The 17,897-nt window shown below is 66.4% G+C and carries 17 protein-coding genes; all 17 read left to right on the top strand.

The features are described 5' to 3' along the window. On the top strand, positions 1–1,162 hold a 1,162-nt coding region (gene tilS, locus RMP10_RS04745), incomplete at its 5' end, for a tRNA lysidine(34) synthetase TilS (protein WP_310569257.1). Then, complete coding sequence (gene hpt / locus RMP10_RS04740; protein WP_309668827.1) at positions 1,155–1,718, top strand: hypoxanthine phosphoribosyltransferase; 564 nt, start codon at positions 1,155–1,157, stop codon at positions 1,716–1,718. The genes tilS and hpt, both read left to right, overlap by 8 nt. 12 nt (positions 1,719–1,730) lie before the next feature. Next, entirely contained in the window at positions 1,731–3,716 is a 1,986-nt protein-coding gene (gene ftsH / locus RMP10_RS04735; RefSeq protein WP_310569256.1) for an ATP-dependent zinc metalloprotease FtsH, read from the top strand. Positions 3,717–3,746: 30 nt separating this feature from the next. Further along, positions 3,747–4,532 (top strand): diadenylate cyclase CdaA, encoded by a 786-nt coding sequence (cdaA, locus tag RMP10_RS04730; protein ID WP_310569255.1) that lies wholly within the window; start codon positions 3,747–3,749, stop codon positions 4,530–4,532. Continuing rightward, positions 4,529–6,376: a DUF2723 domain-containing protein gene (locus RMP10_RS04725; protein WP_310569254.1), complete on the top strand. Its 1,848-nt coding sequence runs from the start codon at positions 4,529–4,531 to the stop codon at positions 6,374–6,376. The genes cdaA and RMP10_RS04725 overlap by 4 nt, the downstream gene beginning before the upstream one ends. Positions 6,377–6,387: 11 nt before the next feature. Further along, positions 6,388–7,071 carry a YggS family pyridoxal phosphate-dependent enzyme gene (locus RMP10_RS04720; RefSeq protein ID WP_310569253.1) on the top strand — a complete coding sequence of 228 codons (684 nt, stop codon included), beginning with the start codon at positions 6,388–6,390 and terminating at the stop codon, positions 7,069–7,071. Positions 7,072–7,088: 17 nt separating this feature from the next. Next, on the top strand, positions 7,089–7,700 hold the full coding sequence (locus RMP10_RS04715; RefSeq protein ID WP_310569252.1) for a DivIVA domain-containing protein: 612 nt from the start codon (positions 7,089–7,091) through the stop codon (positions 7,698–7,700). Between the two features lie 80 nt (positions 7,701–7,780). Further along, positions 7,781–8,599 carry a purine-nucleoside phosphorylase gene (locus tag RMP10_RS04710; RefSeq protein WP_345785774.1) on the top strand — a complete coding sequence of 273 codons (819 nt, stop codon included), beginning with the start codon at positions 7,781–7,783 and terminating at the stop codon, positions 8,597–8,599. 54 nt (positions 8,600–8,653) lie between these two features. Continuing rightward, entirely contained in the window at positions 8,654–11,947 is a 3,294-nt protein-coding gene (ileS, locus tag RMP10_RS04705; RefSeq protein WP_310569250.1) for an isoleucine--tRNA ligase, read from the top strand. Next, positions 11,947–12,375: a TraR/DksA C4-type zinc finger protein gene (locus RMP10_RS04700; RefSeq protein WP_310569249.1), complete on the top strand. Its 429-nt coding sequence runs from the start codon at positions 11,947–11,949 to the stop codon at positions 12,373–12,375. The genes ileS and RMP10_RS04700 overlap by 1 nt, the downstream gene beginning before the upstream one ends. A 1-nt stretch (position 12,376) precedes the next feature. After that, positions 12,377–12,901 carry a signal peptidase II gene (lspA, locus tag RMP10_RS04695; RefSeq protein WP_310569248.1) on the top strand — a complete coding sequence of 175 codons (525 nt, stop codon included), beginning with the start codon at positions 12,377–12,379 and terminating at the stop codon, positions 12,899–12,901. Beyond that, positions 12,898–13,449 (top strand): signal peptidase II, encoded by a 552-nt coding sequence (gene lspA, locus RMP10_RS04690; RefSeq protein ID WP_310569247.1) that lies wholly within the window; start codon positions 12,898–12,900, stop codon positions 13,447–13,449. Before lspA (RMP10_RS04695) ends, lspA (RMP10_RS04690) begins: the two co-directional genes overlap by 4 nt. After that, positions 13,446–14,492 (top strand): RluA family pseudouridine synthase, encoded by a 1,047-nt coding sequence (locus RMP10_RS04685; RefSeq protein ID WP_310569246.1) that lies wholly within the window; start codon positions 13,446–13,448, stop codon positions 14,490–14,492. The genes lspA (RMP10_RS04690) and RMP10_RS04685 overlap by 4 nt, the downstream gene beginning before the upstream one ends. A gap of 31 nt (positions 14,493–14,523) precedes the next feature. Continuing rightward, positions 14,524–14,913 (top strand): chemotaxis protein CheW, encoded by a 390-nt coding sequence (locus RMP10_RS04680; RefSeq protein WP_310569245.1) that lies wholly within the window; start codon positions 14,524–14,526, stop codon positions 14,911–14,913. Continuing rightward, positions 14,910–15,275 carry a response regulator gene (locus RMP10_RS04675; RefSeq protein WP_171224752.1) on the top strand — a complete coding sequence of 122 codons (366 nt, stop codon included), beginning with the start codon at positions 14,910–14,912 and terminating at the stop codon, positions 15,273–15,275. Before RMP10_RS04680 ends, RMP10_RS04675 begins: the two co-directional genes overlap by 4 nt. Positions 15,276–15,308: 33 nt before the next feature. Continuing rightward, entirely contained in the window at positions 15,309–17,225 is a 1,917-nt protein-coding gene (locus RMP10_RS04670; RefSeq protein ID WP_310569244.1) for a chemotaxis protein CheA, read from the top strand. Positions 17,226–17,263: 38 nt separating this feature from the next. After that, complete coding sequence (locus RMP10_RS04665; RefSeq protein ID WP_171224750.1) at positions 17,264–17,884, top strand: chemotaxis protein CheC; 621 nt, start codon at positions 17,264–17,266, stop codon at positions 17,882–17,884. The last annotated feature ends 13 nt before the right edge of the window (positions 17,885–17,897 follow it).

Genomic DNA, 17,897 nt, shown 5'->3' with positions numbered 1-17,897 from the left:
GGGGGGGGCGGCGGTGGGGGGGGGCGTGGGGGGGGCGGGGCGGCCCCCCCCCCCCCCCACGCCGGGGCAGAGCGAAGCGGCTTGGCGCGCCGCGCGCTGGGACTTTCTGGGCCGGATCGCTCGCGCCTTCAAGGCGCGTGTGGCCACGGCGCATACGCGCGACGATCAGCTCGAGACTGTCGTGATGCGGCTGTTGCGCGGGGCGGGTGCCCGCGGAATGGCGGCGCTGGCGGCGCCCTCGCGTGTGGTGCGTCCCTGGCTCGGCGTGTCGCGGGCCGAGCTGGCGCGATGGGCCGTGCTCGAGAAGGTGGCCTATCTCGAGGATCCGATGAACGTGTCGCGCGCCTTCCTGCGCGGTCGCGTGCGCCACGAACTGCTGCCCGCGCTCGAGGCGGCAACGCCCGGGTTCTCGGACCAGATCCTCGCGATCGCCGATCAGGCGGCCACCTGGCGACGCGATGTGGAGCGGCACGTCGACGCGATCGGAGTGGTGGTTGCGCCGTCGTGCGAGCGCGTGTCGTGCCCGGCGGCGGCGCTGGAGTCCACGACGCGCGAGGGGCGGGCGGTGCTGTGGCCGGCGATCTGTGCCCGCGCTGGTGTGACGCTCGATGCGAAAGGAACTCGTGAGCTCGTGAAGTTTACCACGGCAGGTCGAGGTGGCTCGAGGATTCTCGTGTCCGGCGCAGCGATCGTATTGCGACGCCGTGCCGCCCCGGGCGAGCCACCCGGCGATCGGTTCGAAGTGCGGCGAGCGTCGTCCCAGCGGTCGCCCCACAGTACGCGAGCATGGTTGGGTGCCTCGGAGGCGTTGCCACCACGGTTCGGACGGTTCCGGTGGCGACGATTGCACACGGCGCCGTCATCGGCCAGTGCCGCTGAGCAGGACCTGTGGACCATGGGGATCCCCCGTGGCGAACAGGTCGCGCTGCGCGTCTGGACCGCAGGAGATCGCATCCGAACCGCTGGTGCCCCAGCAGGGAGGCGCGTGACGCGGTACTTTTCAGAAGCACATGTACCTGCACTGGATCGGCCGTCATGGCCGGTCGTACTCGTGGACAACGAGCCGGTGTGGGTTCCTGGGGTATGCCGTGGTCTCACGGCACCGTCTCGGCCCGGTCGGCCGGAGTTGATCTGGTACCGGTGTGAGCCCGAGTTTGACTGAGCAGAGCAAACCCATCGCAGAAGATCCCCGTCTCGACGGTCGTGCCGTCCGGCGGATCGTGTACGACGCCGACGCCATCGAAGCGCGCGTGCAGGAACTGGGCGCGGACATCACGGCGGCGTATCCCGACGGCGATCTGCTCGTGCTTGGACTCCTCAAGGGCAGCTTCATCTTCCTCAGCGATCTGGTGCGTCACATCGCCCGGCCCTTGCAGGTCGATTTTCTCGTGGCGTCGTCGTACGGCGATGCAATGGAATCGAGCGGCGTAGTGCGTCTCCTCTACGATCCGGAAACGGAATTGGAGGGGAAACACATTCTGTTAGTTGAAGACATCGTGGACTCCGGCCGCACGCTCAATCGCCTGATCGAGCTGTTGGGTGACCGGAAGCCGCGTTCGCTGGAAATCTGCGCGCTGCTGCACAAGCACATCGCGACAGAGCTTCATCATCCCACGCGGTTCATCGGGTTCGATGCACCGCACGAATTTCTGGTTGGCTACGGGCTAGACCATGCCGAGAATTTTCGGCACCTCCCGTACGTCGCCAGCCTGCAGTAAGGCGGTCAACCTATGGCACCAAACATGACGCCCTCGCCGAAGAAGCCGTTCAACTGGGGACGCTTCTCGAAAACGCTGTCGTTCTGGATCCTCGTGATCCTGATTCCGGTCGCGTTCCTGACGTATGGGAACGGCCGCGAGACGCAGGCACCGGAGCTCGATTACAACGCGTATCGACAGCAGTTGGAAGTCGGCAACATCAAGACGGCCACGTTCCAGACCGACAACGTGCTGGCCGGTCAATTCAACCAGCCGGTGCGCGTGAACAACCGCGAGGCGCGGAAGTTTGTCACGCGTCTGGTGCCGGGTTCGGCCGAGAAGGAGCAGGCGCGCCTCTTCGAGCGTGGTGTGCGCACCAACGCCAGCGAGCCGCGGGCCAACTTCGGCAGCCTGCTCATCACCATGCTGCCGTACGTGCTGCTCATCGGTTTCTGGATCTTCCTGTTCCGTCAGATGCAGGCCGGCGGCAACAAGGCGTTCTCGTTCGGCAAGAGCAAGGCGAAGCTGCTCAGCGGCGACACGCCGAAGATCACCTTCGCCGACGTGGCCGGTGCCGACGAAGCGAAGGTCGAACTGCAGGAAATCATCGAGTTCCTGAAAGACCCGCAGAAGTTCACCAAGCTCGGTGGGCGCCTGCCGAAGGGTGCGCTCCTGGTCGGTCCGCCGGGTACCGGTAAGACGCTGCTCGCGAAGGCCGTGGCCGGTGAAGCTGGACGCCCGTTCTTCTCGATGTCGGGCTCCGACTTCGTGGAAATGTTCGTCGGTGTCGGTGCGTCTCGCGTGCGCGATCTCTTCGAGCAGGGCAAGGCGCACGCGCCGTGCATCATCTTCATCGACGAAATCGATGCCGTTGGCCGTCATCGCGGCTCGGGTATGGGTGGTGGGCACGACGAGCGCGAGCAGACGCTCAACCAGCTGCTCGTGGAAATGGACGGCTTCGAGTCGAACGACGGCGTGATCCTCATCGCCGCCACGAACCGCCCCGATGTGCTCGATCCTGCGCTGCTGCGCCCGGGTCGTTTCGACCGCCAGATCGTGGTCGACGCGCCGGATCTCCGCGGCCGTGAAGGCATTCTCAAGGTCCACCTGCGCAACAAGCCGCAGGCGGATGACGTGAGCGTGCACTCGCTGGCCCGTGGCACCCCGGGTATGGCCGGAGCAGACCTGGCGAATCTCGTGAATGAAGGCGCGTTGCTCGCGGCCCGTAAGGGACACGACAAGATCTACATGAGTGATCTCGAGGAAGCGAAGGATCGCGTCATGCTGGGTGCCGAGCGCAAGTCGCTGGTGATGAAGGACGACGAACGCCGGCTCACGGCGTTCCACGAAGCCGGACATGCCGTGTGCGCGATGATGGTCTATGGCAACGATCCGTTGCACAAGGTCACCATCGTCCCGCGCGGTCGTGCCCTTGGTATCGCCTTCACGCTCCCCGAGGACGACCGCGTGTCGGTCACGCGTGAACAGCTCGAAGCAAAGCTGGTCATGGCGTACGGCGGACGTGCGGCCGAAGAGATCGTGTTCGGTCACAACCGCGTGACCACCGGTGCGGCCAGTGACATTCAACAGGCCACCAGCATCGCGCGTCGCTACGTCACGCAGTGGGGTCTCTCCGACACCATCGGACCGATCCTCGTCGGCGACGTGGAGCAGGAGCTCTTCCTCGGTCGCGACATCCAGTCGCGCCGTGAAGTGTCCGAGCAGACGGCGCAGCTGGTTGATTCCGAAGTGAAGCGGGTGGCGTTCGAGGCGCATGCCCGGGCCGTCGCCGTGCTCACCGAGCATCGTTCGCTGCTCGATATCGTGGCGACGCAGCTGCTCGAACGCGAGACGCTCACGCGCGACGACATCCTGCTGCTCAAGGCCGGCAAGGAGCTGCCGCCGCGCCTGCCGCCTGACATGCCGATGACGACGCAACCGCTCGCCACACCGGCGGCTCCGGCCGCCCGCCCGATCCTGCCGCCGATGCTGGGCGGCCCGGAAATCGCTCCTGCGTAAGGGGGCACGCCACCGTGGCGTGGGTCCGGCGTGACGGGCCTCGCCAACGAGCAGGTGGTGCAGATCACGACGCAGTTCACATGGCGCGACGGCCTCGAAATCGGGGTCGTCGCGTTGGTGTTCTATCGGATCCTGCTGCTCATTCACGGTACGCGCGCCCTCCAGATTCTCGGCGGTGTCGCGGTGTTGGTGGCGGCGTACGCCATCGCGTCGCTGCTGCAACTCACCATGATCACCTACCTCTTGGGGTTGGTGTTCACGTACGGTGTGTTCGCGCTGCTGATCATCTTTCAGCCCGAACTGCGCGCCGCGCTGGCGCACCTCGGACAGGCGCCGGTCACCCGTCTGTTCAAACGCGTCGAACAGGGACCGGTCGAAGACGACATTGCCGATGCCGTCGACCGGCTGTCGCGCTCGGGTGTGGGCGCGATCATCGCCATCGAACGCGATGTGCCGCTGTCCGATTTCATCGACAGTGGGTCGTCGCTGCAGGCGAAAGTATCGGCTGATCTGCTCACGACGATCTTCACGCCCTATTCGCCGCTGCACGATGGCGCCGTGATCATTCGTGGCGACACGATCGTCGGCGCCGGCTGCATTCTGCCGCTGTCGCAAGGTGCCGTGGGACATCGCTCCCTTGGCACACGCCATCGCGCGGCCTTGGGACTCGCTGAAGAGACGGATGCCATCGTGATCGTCGTCTCCGAGGAAACAGCCGTGGTGTCGGTGGCACGCGACGGCGCCTTGCAGGTTCGGCTGACGCCGGTGCAGCTGCGTGATCTGCTCGCCGGTCGCGCCGTGAAGTCCACCGGATGACCGCGCGACCTGCGTTGCCGCGCGCGCGCGTTCAGATGCCCAGAACGGTCATCGCCCCGGTGCTGGCGATGGTGGTGCTCTTTTCGGCCTATCTCGCCACGGCAGCGCCCGATCTCACATTCTGGGATGCTACCGAACTCGTGACCGCCGCGCGCACGCTGGGCATTCCGCATCCCCCCGGGACGCCGCTGTGGGTGCTCATCGCGCACGTGGTCTCGAAGGCGTTCTCCAATACCGGTCCGGCCCGCGCGGTGACCATGCTCTCGGTGTTGGCGAGCGCTTGGGTGGGCGGCGTCGGCGCCGCGATGCTGCAGCGGTGGATCGGCTCACGGGGCGCGGTGGTGGGCGCGGTGGTCGCCGGCACGATGACCACCGTGTGGAGCAACGCCACCGAGACCGAGGTGTATGCGGTGTCGCTACTCTTCTCGGCGCTGATGCTGGCGGCGGGCGAGTTCGCTGGCCGTCCGGGCGTGGCAGACCATGCGCGCCAGCGCGCTCGCGCCCTCGTCGTGTTTATCGCGGCCCTCGCGGTGCCGTTGCATTTGAGCGTGCTGGTGGCCCTGCCGGCGGCGCTCGTGTTTGCCTGGGCCGGTCCGCGCGTTCGCCTCATCGACGTCGTGGGCTGGGGCGCGCTCGGCTTGCTTGGCCTATCGGCCGTCGCGGTGCTGCCGCTGCTGTACGCGGCAGGGGCCGAGCTGGCGTCGGGGCATCCCGATTCGCTGCTGGCGCTGGCGGCGGTGCTGCGCCGCGAGCAGTACGACGTGGCGGGACTGCTGCCGCGGATGGCGCCGATCTGGCTGCAGTTGGGCAACGTGTTCGAATGGGCCGACTGGCAGATCGCGTTCGGCGTCCATCCGTTCCCGACGCCGTCGGTTCCCCGGACGATGCTTACCCTCTCGTTCGTGTGGCTGGCGGCGCTCGGTCTACGCGCGGTGTGGCGTCACGAGGCCCGCGTGGGTCGGGCGATGGCGGTACTGCTGCTCTGCGGCACCGCGGGCGTGGCCTTCTGGCTCAACATGCGCGCTGGCCCCACGTTCGGCGGCAGCTTCATTCCGCCCGGCGCCGTGCACGAGGCGCGCGAACGCGACTACTTCTTCGTGCTCGGCTTCTGGAGTTGGGGACTGTTGGCCGGGGCCGGCCTCGCCGCGATCTCGGCGAGCATCGCGAAGCGTTTGCCCGCGCCGATCGCCGCATTGCCGTTGTTGATCGGCGCGGTGCCGCTGGTGGCGAATCGCACGGTGATGGATCGCACCCGTGAACCGATCGCGTCGTTGCCGCGCACGTACGCGCGACTTTTGCTCGACGCCGTGCCGCAGCGGGGTGTGCTCCTGGCCGCCGGTGACAACGACACGTTTCCCCTCTGGTATCTGCAGCAGGTGGAGGATTATCGGCTGGATGTGACCGTGGTCACCGTGCCGCTGCTTGGCGCGACCTGGTATCGGGAAGCGCTTGCCGAGCGACGGCTGTTGCCGCCCGAGGCGGTACGCACCTGGCCCGGACTCGAGGCGACGCTCCGCGCGATCATGGTTCACGCCACCGACGACGGGCGCGACGTACGCGTGAGCGCGCTGCTGTCGCGTATTGATCGCGACCGCGTGGATCGGACACAGGGCTGGGCGCTGCAGGGGCTGGTGTATGCGCCGTCGGCGACGACCGCACCTGGTGCGATCGCGCTCGACGCGGCCGCCTTGGCGCGGGCACGGGAGCAGCTCCCGCGCTCGGCGCTCGCGCCGATTCCGGCGGGCGCCGATGCCGCCGTGACGCAGATGCAGGCGCTGCTGCGGTGCACGCAAGTGCAGCGGTTCGACGACCCGTTACTTGTGTCGTCGTGCAATGCTCCCTAACCTTATGTGCTATGCCAATTTCGGACCATGTCGCAACGATGGTGGCGGAGGTTCGTGAGCGCATTGCCGCGGCACGCGAACGGGGAGGACACGGACAGGATGTCACTCTGATCGCGGTCACGAAGACGCACGGCCCCGACGCGGTCACGGCGGCGTGGGACGCCGGCGTGCACGATGTCGGGGAAAACAAAGTGCAGGAAGCCGAATCAAAGATGGCGCAGGTGACGGTGCCGGTCCGCTGGCACCTGATTGGTCACCTTCAGCGTAACAAGGCGAAGAACGCCGCCAAGTTCGATCTCGTCCACAGTCTTGATAGCGAACGGCTCGCCGTGGCACTCGACGAGGCGGCTGGCGAGGCGCAGCGGGTGCTCGAAGTGCTGGTGCAGGTCAACGTGAGCGGCGAGTCCACCAAGAGTGGGTTCGCGCCGCACGACCTGCCAACCATCGCTGAGCGCCTCCACGTATGCAGCAATCTGCGGGTTCGGGGTGTCATGACGATGGCGCCGTTCGATGCCGACGAGTCGGTGTTGCGCGCTGTCTTTCGTGGCACGCGGGACGCGCGGACACAGCTGCAGGCGGCCGGGTTTGGCGCCGAGTGGCTGAGCATGGGCATGTCGGGCGACTACGAAGTCGCTGTCGAAGAAGGCGCAACGCACGTACGGCTGGGCACAGTGCTGTTCGGCAGTCGGACCTGATTCACCCAGGAATTCGCATGGCGGACGACGGCTACCAAGGCTTCCATCTCACCGCGCTGGACGCGCGGCGCTTCGATTTCGGCAACGCACTGCGTGGCTACGACCGCGCACGTGTGGACCAGTTCCGCGAGCAGGTTGCCGAGGAACTGGAGCGCATGTCGCGCGCCAATCAGGAGCTCGATCAGAAGGCGCGCAACTTTCATGAGCAGCTGAAGTCGTTTCGGGATCGCGACAAGGCGCTGAACGAGGCGCTCGTGAGTGCGCAGCAATTGCGTGGCGAAATCAAGGAGCAGGCCGAGCGCGAAGCCCAGCTCATTCTGCGGGAAGCGCAGGCCGAAGCCGACAAGCTGCTGCAGGGCGTGCGCGATGAACTGCGTCGGACCGAAGACGAGGTGCAGGCGCTCTGGCGCACGCGTCGCAGCTACCTCGCGCAGCTGCGCCATCATCTCGAACGTCAGCTCACCGAGTTGAACGCGGCGGAATCTGAACCGATCCCCGATTTCACTACGCCCCGCACGATGTCGGCGGTGCGCGCGGAGCCCTCGGTGGTACAGGAGATCCGCGAGTTGCCCCGACGCCCCGCGGCCCCCACGCCGTCGTGGCTCGATGTCGTCGAGGATGACTCATGAGCGCCTCGCAGAATTCACGGCCGTCGCTGCAGTACACGCAGGAACACACGGCCGTCGGACTGTCGCATCCCGCGCTCGGCTTGCACGCTCGCGAGCGTATCGAAGCGTGCGCACAGGCCGTGCGCGCGCGCTTCCCGCGCCCGATCGACGTGGCGATCATCCTCGGCACCGGTCTTGGTGGCCTGGCCGACGAGATCGACGTGGAGCAGACGATCGAATACAAGGACCTGCCGAACTTTCCGCTGTCCACCGTCGAATCGCACAAGGGTCGCCTGTTGTGCGGCACCTTGGGCGGCAAGACGGTGGTGGCGATGCAGGGCCGCTTCCACCGCTACGAAGGCTACTCGCTGCAGCAGGTCACGTTCCCCGTGCGCGTGCTCCGCGCGCTCGGCGCCGACACGCTGATCGTGAGCAACGCCTGCGGCGGCATGCATCCGTTGTGGGCCGCGGGTGATCTGATGGTGATCGCCGATCACATCAATCTGCTGGGCGACAATCCCCTCATCGGTCCGAACGACGATACGCTGGGCGCGCGCTTTCCCGACATGTCGGAACCGTATGATCCGGCGTTGCGCGCGCTCGCGCGCGAGGTGGCGTCGCAGCACGGCATCACGTTGCGCGAAGGCGTGTACGTGGCCGTGCAGGGGCCCAATCTGGAAACGCGCTCGGAGTATCGCTTTTTGCGTGGAATCGGTGCCGACGTGGTGGGTATGAGCACGGTGCCGGAAGTGATCGTGGCGCTGCACGGCGGCATGCGGGTGCTGGGGCTCTCCATCATTACCGACAAGTGCCTACCCGATGCGCTCGAACCGGCCAGTCTCGCCCAGATCGTGGGCGTGGCCCGTTCGGCCGAACCCAAGCTTGCTACCGTCGTGAAGGGTGTGATCGCGCGATTGTAAGTCCGCGCCGCGCCGTTTCTCCGCCTGACTGAACGCTCCGAATTACCCGCTCTCATGACCGCACCGCAGGACACCGCTACGTATCCGCTCCTCCCCGACTCGGGCGCTGACGCCTTCGAGCAGGAACTGCTCGCGCGCTGGGAGGCCGAGCAGCTATTCGAGCGGGCACAGGCCGCGCGCGCCGGTGCCACGCCGTTCGTGTTCTACGAGGGGCCGCCCACGGCCAACGGACGCCCGGGCATTCACCACGTGTTCTCGCGCACGATCAAGGACCTCTTCTGCCGCCACCGTGCGATGCAGGGGTACTTCGTGCCGCGGAAGGCCGGGTGGGACACGCACGGCCTGCCGGTGGAAATCGAAGTCGAGAAGGAGCTGCAGCGCGAAGAGGCGGCACGGCAGGGCGTCGATCCCTCGGAGATCGCGAAGCTTGGCGGCAAGCAGTTGATCGAACAAACCGGCGTGGCGGAGTTCAACCGGCGCTGTCGCGAGAGTGTGTTCAAGTACCGCGGCGACTGGGAAAAGTTATCGCAGCGTACGGCGTATTGGCTCGACTACGACGATCCGTACGTCACGTACTCGCACAACTTCGTCGAGTCGGTGTGGTGGGCGCTGCGCACGCTGCACGAGAAGTCGCTGCTGGTGCGCGGGCACAAGATCCTGCCGTACTGCGCGCGCTGTGGCACCGCGCTGTCCAGCCACGAGGTGGCGCAGGGCTACGACGACGTCGACGATCCGAGCGTGTACGTGGCGCTCGATTTGCTCGATGAGCATGGCCACGCGCCGGCCCAGCGTCGTCGCATTCTGGTGTGGACGACCACGCCGTGGACGCTGGTGTCGAACACCGCCCTCGCGGTGAATCCCACGCTCACGTACATCGAACTGCGCAAGAAGAGCGGCGCCGAGTGGACGATCATTTTGGCTGAAGCACGCGTACCCGGTGTGCTCGGTGCCGACTGGGCCGATCGCTGGGACGTGACCGGGCAGATGACCGGCGCCGACCTGTCGGGCAAGCGCTATCGCCGTCCGCTGGATTGGGTGCCGTATCCCGACGAGGGCCGTCACGAAGTCATCGTGACGGAAGATTTCGTAAGTGCGGAAGACGGCAGCGGCGTGGTGCACATGGCGCCGGCGTTCGGTGCCGACGACTATAGCGCCGGGCAGCGTCATGGACTCGCCTTCCTGCAGCCCGTCACGGCGCGCGGCGAGTTCACCGACGACGTGCCGGAAGTGGGTGGCGTGTTCGTCAAGAAGGCCGATGCGCGCATCATCGAAGTGCTGCGTGAGCGCGACGTGCTGTGGAAGGCGACGACCTTCACGCACTCGTATCCGCACTGTTGGCGCTGCGGCACCCCACTGCTGTACTACGCGCGTGGCTCGTGGTTCGTACGCACCACCGCCGTGCGCGAAAGCCTGATGGCGCGCAACGCGGCGGTCGATTGGCATCCGAACGAGGTCGGCACGGGCCGCTTCGGTGAGTGGCTGGCCAACAACGTGGATTGGGCGATCTCGCGCGACCGCTACTGGGGTACGCCGCTCCCGGTGTGGGTGAACGACGAAGACGCCACCGAGATCGACGTGATCGGCAGTTACGCCGATCTCGCCGCGCGCATCGGCCGGCCGCTGCCCGAGGATTTCGATCCGCACAAGCCGCACATCGACCAGTACACGTGGCCGGCCCCGTCGGGGAAGGGCACCATGCGTCGCGTGCCGGAAGTCATCGACACCTGGTTCGACTCGGGCTCCATGCCGTTCGCGCAGTGGCACTATCCCTTCGAGAACCGCGACAAGGTCGAGGCGCAGTTCCCGGCCGACTTCATCTGCGAAGGGGTCGATCAGACGCGCGGCTGGTTCTACTCGCTCATCGCCATCGCGACTGGGCTTGGCGATGCGTTGCCCAACAACGCCGATCGTACGGCCGCGCCGTATCGCCACGTGGTCGTGAATGATCTCGTGCTCGATGCGCAGGGGCAAAAGATGTCGAAGAGCAAGGGCAACACCGTCGACCCATGGCACGTGCTCGAGCGACACGGGGCGGATGCGGTGCGCCTGTTCCTCGTGGCCACTAGTCAGGTGTGGGTGCCGCGTCGCTTCGACGAGAACGCGATCCGCGAAACGGCGGGACGCTTCCTGCTCACCTTCCGCAATGTCTACAACGGCATCTTCGCGCAGTACGCCAACTTCGGGTGGAGCCCAAGTGCGAACGATCCGGCCGTGGCCGACCGTCCGGCGCTCGATCGCTGGATTCTGTCCCGTCTTACGCGCGTGGAAGCCGAAGTCGATGCGCATCTGAACAATTACGACGCCACACTGGCCGCGCGGCGTGTGATGCAGTTCATGGATGACGACGTGTCCAAGTGGTACGTCCGCCAGTCGCGTGCCCGCTTCTATGAAATAGACAGCGCCGACAACCGGGCGGCGTTCGCCACGCTGCACGAAGTGCTGGCCGTCACGTGCCGGTTGCTGGCGCCGTTCGCGCCGTTCATGACCGATGCCGTGCACCGGGCCCTGACCGGAACCTCGGTGCACCTCGCGTCGTATACGCGGGCAGACCGAACGCCGGTCGACGACACGCTCGAGGCGGCGATGGACGACATCCGGACGCTGGCGGGGTTGGCGCGGGCGGCTCGCGATGTGGCCGATATCAACGTGCGTCAGCCGCTCCCGTCGGTGCAGTGCGTCGTGCCCGGTAATCCAGGACCGGCATCGGAGCTGGGCGCGTTGCTGGCGTCCGAGATCAATGTGAAGCTGGTGGAGTTCGTGCGCTCGACCGACGCCCTGGTGTCGCTCGAGGTGAAGGGCAACTTCCGGACGCTCGGCAAAAAGTTCGGCAAGGAAACACCGCTGGTGGCGGCGGCGGTGCCCGACATGCCAGTCGAGCTCATCCGTATATTGGCGGGTGGCGAGTCGGTCACGATCGAGGTCGAGGGCATTCCACGCTTGATTGCCCCCGACGACGTCGCCATCATCCGTCGCGCCTCGGGAGCCGCCGTGGTTCAGGAGAACGGGGGATACGGGGTCGCGCTCGACCCCACGATTACGCCGGAGTTGCGGGCGGAAGGCCTGGCACGCGAAGTGATCAGCAAGGTGCAACGCCTCCGGAAGGAAGCGCAGCTGGACGTGAGTGACCGCATCGCGGTGGCGATCGCCGGCGATGAGGAGCTGGAGGGCGCTGTGGCCACGCATCGTGGACGCATTGCCGACGAGGTGCTCGCCGTGCGATTGCTGGTCGGCACGGAGGCAGGCTCGCCGTTCCATGCAGATGGCAACGGTTCCACGTGGACCGCGACGCAGGTGGTGGACGTCGATGGACGTTCGATCCGCCTCGCGCTCACCAAGGAAGGGTCGTAATGGCTGGATCCAACGCCGCGTCGAAGGACGGCAAGAAGTCGAAGCCGATGCCCAAAAAGCAGTTGCAGCATTTCGAGAAGCGGTTGCTCGAAGAGCGCAAGCGCGTGCTGAAGGAGCTCGGGCACCACGGGGAAGCGTTTGGACCGAACGGTGACGCCGACGGCGATACCAGCGCCTACTCCTTCCATATGGCCGATCAGGGGACCGACGCCATGGAACGCGAAAAGGCGTTCCTGTTCGCGTCGCAGGAAGGTCGTTTCCTCTTCCACATCGATCAGGCGCTGCGTCGTCTATACAAGTCGCCCGAGACCTTCGGCAAATGCCACCAGTGTGGGGAAGACATCGCTTTCGAGCGACTCGACGCCTTGCCGCATGCGCGCTACTGCTTTGCGTGCAAGCAGCGTGAGGAAGACGCCAAAAAGGGCTGATGTGAAGGCACTCGTCGCTATTCCTGTCCTGCTGGTTGTCCTCGTTCTCGACCTGATCACCAAGGCCGTGGCGGTCGCGACGCTCGCGCCCGCCGGCGGATCCAATCCGGTGTTCGGGAACTGGTTCCGGTTCGCGCTCGTCTACAACCCCGGGGCGGCTTTCGGGCTGCACCTGGGCGACTACTCGCGCTGGATCTTCATGGCGCTCACGCTTGGCGCCCTCGTGATCCTGTGGCGCCTCTATCAGCAAACGGCGCAAGACGACTTGCGCAAGGCGCTCGCCGTTTCGCTCGTGGCGGCGGGTGCCCTCGGTAATGTGATCGACCGGATCCGGTCGGATTTGGGCGTCGTCGATTTCATCGATATCGGGTTCGGGGCGCATCGCTGGCCCACGTTCAATGTGGCCGACATGGCCGTCAGCGGCGGCGCGTTTCTGCTAGCGCTGGTGTTGTGGGGCGAAGAGAAGCGCGAGACGGCCGCGGCCGCGGCGGCGGCGGCGACAGAATCGGCCGACCTGACGCGATGACCAACCCGACCCGTAGTGCCACCGCGTCGGCCGTCGTTAACGATGTGCCGGCGGCGGCTTCCACGGCGCGATTCTGGACGCTCGTCTTCCTCGTGACAGCGGCCGACGCGATCTCGAAGGCGCTCGCCGTGGAGTACCTCGCACCACGCCATATTCCACATCGGATCATCGGCGACGTGGTGCGTTTCACGCTGGCGTACAACCCGGGGGCGGCCTTCGGCATGCACCTCGGTCCTGCGTCACGCTGGATTTTTGCGGCGCTCAGCGTCGTGATTGTCGTGGTGCTGATTCGCGCCACGGCCGACCTCACCCGGATCTCACGGCTCGCCGCGTTTGGCGTGCCCGTCGTGGTCGGGGGGGCCATCGGCAACCTGCTCGATCGTATTCGGCTGCGAGACGGCGTTGTGGATTTCATCGATATCGGCTTCGGCGACGTCCGCTTCTGGACGTTCAACGTGGCCGACACTGCCGTTACCATCGGAGCAGGTTGTCTCGTGATCGCATTGTGGCAGTTGGACAAGGCACAGCAGCAAGCGGCGGCGTCGTGAACGCCAATCCGGGAGTCGTACACGACTTCGACGTCACGAATGACAGCGGAGACGTGGGTGAACGGCTCGATCTGCTCGTGTCACGCCGCTGCGAGCTGTCGCGGACGCAGTCCGCGACGCTGATCGCGAACGGACACGTGACGGTCAACGGCAAGGCCGAGAAGGCGTCGTATCGCAGCCTGGCCGGCGATTCGCTGCACGTCGTCATTCCGCCGCCGCCGGGCCGGGATATCGTGCCGGAGAACATCCCGCTCGATATCGTCTACGAAGACGAATATCTGCTCGTGGTCGACAAGGCTGCCGGCATGGTGGTGCATCCCGCGCCAGGCAACTGGACGGGGACGCTGGTGAACGCCCTGATCGGTCGCGGTGAGCCGCTGGCCGACGGCGGCAGCGAGGAGCGCGCGGGTCTGGTGCATCGCCTCGATAAGGACACCTCTGGACTGCTGATCGTGGCCAAGACCGACGCCGCCCATCGGTCGCTCAGTGCGGCGCTGGCCGCCCGCAAAGTGACGCGCCGCTACGTGGCGCTGTGCTGGGGACATCTGGCTACCGACAACATTTCGGTGGAAAAGCCGATCGGCCGCGATCCACGAGACCGAACCAAGATGACGATCGTCCCTGATGGACGGATGTCGCGAACGGATTTCGTGCGCCTCGGTCGCTTCGACTCGGCCGACCTGTTGCGGGCCCACCTGCACAGCGGCCGGACGCATCAGATCCGTGTGCACTTGTCGTCGATCGGCCACCCGGTGGTCGGTGATGACACATACGGGGGAGGCGGCGGTCGGCGCTTGGTGGACTTACCCGGGAAAAGGCACTTCCTGCACGCCGCCTGGTTGCGCTTCCGCCATCCAGTAACCGGCGCCCCGGTCGATCTGCGTTCTCCGCTCCCGGAGGATCTTCGTCAGTCGCTGTCGGTGGTTAGCCTCATGCCGGAACTCGCCACGCACCAGGATCCGCTCGATGTCTTCGGGTTCTACAAAACCGACGAAGTCCTCCCCGGACACAAGCCGGACGATCACGACGACGCCCTCGACTAGCGGCGTCGACCACGACGAGCAGCGCCCACGGGTGCTGGTCGTCGTGGCCGACCGGGATGCGTTCGGCATTCCGGTCGAGCAGGTCCGTGAGGTCATCCGGAGCGCCGATCTCCGTCGGGTGCCCGGCAGTCCGCCGGTGCTTCGCGGCATTGTCAACGTGCGGGGCGCAATCGTCACGGTGCTGGACCTGCAGGCGCTCTTGTCGGGAGAGCGTGCCGTCACGGCGGGGTCGGTCGTCCTGCTCGAGTACGGATCGCGCCTCATCGGGCTCGCCGTGCATGCCGTGCACGATGTCCGCGTGCTGGAGGCGTCGCTCGAGTCCCAACCCGAGTCCGAATCCGCCCTCGACCGCATCGTGCCGCTGGACGCCGTGGCGCTCTGCGCGCGGCACCTGCATTCAGCCGACGAGAGGGAACGGTGAGCCGAACGGTACTCATTTGCGACGACGCGATCTTCATGCGCACCATGGTGGGGGACATTCTCACCCAGGCGGGCTTCGAGATCATCGGAGAAGCGGAAACAGGTGTCCAGGCAGTGGAGCGCTACCAGCAGCTCCGACCGGACCTCGTCACGATGGACATCGTCATGCCGGACATGGGCGGCATCGATGCGGTCCGCGAGATCACGAAGCTCGATCCCGCCGCGCGCATTCTGATGTGCAGTGCGATGGGGCAGCAGGCGCTCGTGGTGGAAGCGATTCAGGCCGGCGCGAAGGACTTCGTGGTGAAGCCGTTCCAGCCCAGCCGCGTGCTCGAAGCCGTAAATCGCGTCCTCGCCGCGTAGGGCGTCGCGGTCGCGCGGGCCACGAGGTCGCTGATGGACGCCGCCCGGTACGCCGCGCTCTTCCTCAGTGAATCGCGCGAGCATCTCACGGAAGTCGATGATGCGCTGCTCGCGCTCGAACGCGGGCACGTCACGGTAGACACGGCGGCGGCGGGCGCGCACATCGCGACCGTCTTTCGCGGTGTGCACACCATCAAGGGTATGGCCGCCGCAATGGGGTATGTCGCCGTCGAGCAGTTGTCGCACGCGCTGGAAAGTCGCTGCGAGCCGCTGCGGAGCGGCGCCGAAGAGTGGAATAGCGACGTGCTGGCGCTGCTGTTCGACGGCACCGATCTGTTGCGTACCGCGGTTGATGCAGTGCCGAGCGGACGCACTGAGCCCACGTCGGCCATGCGCGCTTTCGTGCAGCGACTGGGACTGGCGCCCACCGTTGTGGCGTCTCCGGCGGTCGTGCCGACCGATAGCGCGCTCGCCGACGTGGTCGACACGCCGAGCGGAGCCGTCGGCACCACGCGCCGGGTGGATGTGCGACTCACCGCCGATTGTCCGCTCAAGGGCGTGCGGGCCATGATCGTGCTGGCCAAGCTGTCCGCGCTGGGCACCGTGCGCGGCACCGAGCCGGCGCAGGAGCGTTGGCAGGACGATCTGTTCGACGGGGCGTTCCGCATCACGCTGCAGTCGTCGGCCGCCGACGACGAGATCCGCGTCGCGGCGCAGAGCGCCGGCGATGTGGCACGGGCAACGGTGACGCTGGCCACGCTCACGCCGGTGCAGGGGACCGCTCGCGTGAGCGACGCGCCGCGCACCGTGCGCCTCGATGCACGCCGGCTGGACACGCTGCTCGACCTCGTGGGAGAACTGGTGATCACGCGTGACCGCCTGCTGCGCGCCATCGAGCAGTCGGAGCATCCCGATCGCGCCGTCGTACGCGCGGCCGCTGATGCAGCGCGGCTGGTGGCCACGCTGCAGGATGAAGTACTGCAGGCGCGCATGTTGCCGGTGGCACAGGTGTTCGATCGCTTCCCGCGGCTTGTGCGCGACATCGCGCGCGATCTCGGCAAGGAGGTGCGCTTCACGATTGAGGGCCGCGACATCGAACTCGATCGTTCGCTGCTCGATGCGATTGGCGATCCCATCATGCATCTGCTCCGCAACGCGCTCGACCACGGCTTCGAGGACGCCGACACCCGCCGTGCGGCGGGCAAACCCGCCAGCGGCGAACTCATTCTGCGCGCGGCGCGCGACCGGGCGGCGGTGGTGATTCAGGTGCAGGATGACGGACGCGGGATCGATCGCGATGTCGTGCTGCGGCGCGCGCACGAGCAGGGCTTGGTGGACAAATCGGTCACCGCGCTGGCTGACGACGCGTTACTGCAGTTGGTGGCCCATCCGGGTTTCTCGACGGCGAAGTCGGTGACCTCGATCTCCGGACGCGGTGTGGGGGTCGATGTCGTCAACACCCGCGTGCGCGCCCTCGGCGGCCAGATCGACCTCGAAACGATCACCGGCGAAGGGACCGTGTTCACCATGCGCTTACCGCTTACGCTGGCCATCATGCGGGCGCTGCTGGTGCAGGTCGGCGGTGACACCTATGCGATACCAGCGGCGCACGTCATGGAAGTACTGGAATTCAACGGCGCCTCCCGTCGCACCGGCGCGCTCACTATCACGGTACGGGACGAGACGGTGCCGCTGGTGGCGCTCCAGCAGCGTTTCGAGGACGACCCGCACGCGCCGGCCGCCGCCAATCCGGACGGCGTCCGCCATGTGGCGATTGTCGAGGTGGCGGGACGGAGAACGGCGCTGCTGGTGGACGCCTTGCTGGCCCAGCAGGACATCGTGGTCAAGCCGCTGGACACCGTTCGCGGGGCCAAGCCATGGTTCAGTGGGGCCACGGTACTCGGTGACGGGAGCCCCGCGCTCATCGTCGATGTGAGTAGTGTGGCATGACCACGTGAAGGCGACTCGTGACCGAAGGTGATTTGACCATGTCGGCGATCCGGTCTCTCAAGACCATCCAGCTGGATGCACTGCGTGAAACGGCCAATATCGGCGCGGGTCACGCCGCGACCGCGTTGTCGCAGATGACCGGCAGCACGATCATGATCAAGGTGCCGAACATCACGGTGGCGAGCATGGAGGAGTTACCGTCGCAGTTCACGCCCGAAGAAGAACCGGTGGCGGCGGTGCTCATGCACATGCTGGGCGATCTCAGCGGCCGCACGATGCTGGTGTTCCCGAAGCCCACCGTGATGCGATTGGCCGAGCTGATGCTGCGGCGGCCGGTCGGATCGTCCACCGCGTTCAGTGAACTCGAGACGTCCGCCATCAAGGAAGCCGGAAACATCCTGAGCGGCGCGTATATGAACGCGCTCAGTGATTTCTTGGGAATGCTGCTGTTACCGTCGCCGCCCAGTTTGGTGATCGACATGTCCACGGCCGTGCTGACCAGCGCGATCGGCGAGTTCGCTCCCGATCCCGATGCGATCCTCTGCGTCGAAAGCGAGTTCCAGCTCATGGAGATGCAGCAGACGCTGCGTGGATTCTTCTTGCTGCTTCCCGATCCCGCCTCGTTGCAGGTGATGCTCCGCGCGCTGCGGCTCGCCTGAAGAGCGGGAGCGT

It is taken from the genome of Gemmatimonas sp. (assembly GCF_031426495.1).
Taxonomy (GTDB): Bacteria; Gemmatimonadota; Gemmatimonadetes; order Gemmatimonadales; family Gemmatimonadaceae; genus Gemmatimonas.
The sequence above is the reverse complement of the archived record's forward strand: the minus strand, read 5'-3'. Positions and strand labels throughout refer to the sequence as shown.

Excerpts from the sequence above, each read along its gene's own strand:
- ftsH (WP_310569256.1), top strand. The coding sequence starts at position 1,731 with ATGGCACCAAACATGACGCCCTCGCCGAAGAAGCCGTTCAACTGGGGA.
- RMP10_RS04725 (WP_310569254.1), top strand. The coding sequence starts at position 4,529 with ATGACCGCGCGACCTGCGTTGCCGCGCGCGCGCGTTCAGATGCCCAGA.
- RMP10_RS04720 (WP_310569253.1), top strand. The coding sequence starts at position 6,388 with ATGCCAATTTCGGACCATGTCGCAACGATGGTGGCGGAGGTTCGTGAG.
- RMP10_RS04715 (WP_310569252.1), top strand. The coding sequence starts at position 7,089 with ATGGCGGACGACGGCTACCAAGGCTTCCATCTCACCGCGCTGGACGCG.
- ileS (WP_310569250.1), top strand. The coding sequence starts at position 8,654 with ATGACCGCACCGCAGGACACCGCTACGTATCCGCTCCTCCCCGACTCG.
- RMP10_RS04700 (WP_310569249.1), top strand. The coding sequence starts at position 11,947 with ATGGCTGGATCCAACGCCGCGTCGAAGGACGGCAAGAAGTCGAAGCCG.
- lspA (WP_310569247.1), top strand. The coding sequence starts at position 12,898 with ATGACCAACCCGACCCGTAGTGCCACCGCGTCGGCCGTCGTTAACGAT.
- RMP10_RS04670 (WP_310569244.1), top strand. The coding sequence starts at position 15,309 with ATGGACGCCGCCCGGTACGCCGCGCTCTTCCTCAGTGAATCGCGCGAG.
- RMP10_RS04665 (WP_171224750.1), top strand. The coding sequence starts at position 17,264 with ATGTCGGCGATCCGGTCTCTCAAGACCATCCAGCTGGATGCACTGCGT.